Below are 1,982 nucleotides of genomic sequence, written 5' to 3' on the forward strand. Positions count from 1 at the left end.
TCCTCAACAACGAAGGACACGTCACGCTCGACGACGAATCCCTCATCAGCGACAACGACCCCACCAACTGCGCCAACACCGTCAAGGACTGCTTCGCCTGATCGCACCACCACATAACCGGGAGCCCTCCTTCCGCCCCGCCCGGGCGGAAGGAGGGCTACCAGCAAGCCGGCAGGCGCCGGGGCGCACCCGCCCGGAGGTCGCCACGTCGGGCGAAACGGCGTCGAGCGACCTTGTGGGCACCATCGGGTCATCCCGCCCTCGCTGCGTCAGCCCGTCCCACCCGCACCCTTATGCGGGTTTTTTTCGTATCTGGTCACGAGGCGAACAAAGTTCTCATAAGTTCGTCTTCAGCAGCTACAACCGATTTGTAGCGAAGGCCGCCTCGCCGTGGCGAAGCGACCTTGTCAGGTACAAGGAGAGGGCAGAGAGCTCCGATGTCCAACTACCTTCGCAATAACAATGACGCCAGCACCCGCGAGACCAGTTCCCCGCTCCGGCGCCGCCGGCTGTGGCTCGCCACCGGCGTCGTGGGCCTGACCGGAGCGGTCAGCCTCGCCGGCGTTGCCTACGCGACCACCGGGGTGACCGGTCCGCACCGGCTCGCCGACGTGAAGTGGTCGACCGCGCAGCAGCTCAGCGACAGTGACCACGGCGACGAGGCCACCGGGGACGAGCACGGCAAGGACGAGCACGGCAAGGAGGGCAAGGACGAGCACGGCCAGGAAGGCCGGGACCGGGGTGAGTGGGGCCAGGACCGCGGCGAGTGGGGCGGCGAGGGTGACGACGGCAAGGCCCGCGAGGTTCCCTGCGACGACGACGCCCTGGTCGACGCGCTCGAACTGACCAACCGCGACCACGGCGGCACCCTCAAACTCGCCGAGAACTGCACCTACGAACTCGGCGTCAAGGACCGCAAGGTCGGCGGCGGCCTGCCCGAGATCACCCAGGACGTCACCATCAAGGGCAACGGCTCCACCATCAAGCGCGACGCCGAGGACACCTTCCGCATCTTCCGCGTCGACGACGGCGGCCACCTCACGCTCAAGGACCTGACCGTCAAGGGCGGGAACGCGTCCGGGTTCAAGTACCCGGGCGGCCCGGCGTCGGTGGCGCCCTCGGCGGCGAACGGCGCGGCGACCCTGCCGGCCCCCGTCGCCCCGGCGCAGCCGGCGGTCGCCGGTGCGTCGGCCGCCACCGCGGCCCAGTCCGCCACCGCACCGGCGCAGCCCGCTCCGGTGGCGGCGCAGGCGGCTCCGGCGCAGGCCACGACCGCGTCCGCCACCGCACCGGCGCAGGCCGCCATCGCGGGCGCGGCTCAGGCCGCACCGGTTGCGGCCCAGGCCGCCGCCACGACGGCGACCGCGACCGCGACCACGGTCTCGGGCTCGGTCGACGAGGAGGAGAAGCGGAACGAGGGTGACGGCGGCGCGCTCCTGGTCGAGCGCGGCGGCAGCGCCCACCTGTCCAACGTCAAGCTCACCGACAACAACGCCGAGCACAACGGCGGCGCGGTGGCCAACTACGGCCGGGTGTGGCTGGAGGACAGCAAGGTCGTCGACAACCACGCCCAGGGCGACGGTGGCGGCGTCTTCAACCGCGGCATCCTCAAGGTCGAGGAGACCAAGGTCGACGACAACACCGCCGGCGGCAACGGCGGCGGCATCGCCAACGGCAGCGGGCTCGCCGGCAAGCACGGCGCCGACGCCGCGGAGCTGAAGAGCTACGTCCCGTCGGGCAAGCACGACGAGGCCGGCACGGTCGAGATCATCGGTTCCGACCACGGCAAGAACGGCGGCAAGGAGGGTGAGAACTCCTCGCTGTCGGACAACCGCGCCGGGAAGAACGGCGGCGGCCTGTTCAGCAGCGGCGGCTACGTCACCGTCTCCTTCACCCACATCACCGGCAACACCGCCTGCGAGAACGGCGGCGGCATCTACGCCGAGAACACCGACCTCGACCTCGACAAGGTCGTCGTCGCC

The 1,982-nt window shown here is 70.5% G+C and carries 1 protein-coding gene; it reads left to right on the forward strand.

Annotation, left to right across the window (positions count from 1 at the left end; all coding sequences use genetic code 11):
- Positions 1-437: 437 nt before the first annotated feature.
- Positions 438-1,982: hypothetical protein (locus tag ACZ6O5_RS31240; RefSeq protein ID WP_465981921.1), on the forward strand; the 1,545-nt coding region annotated here is incomplete at its 3' end.

The sequence above is a fragment of the Micromonospora sp. NPDC049201 genome, from assembly GCF_055586805.1.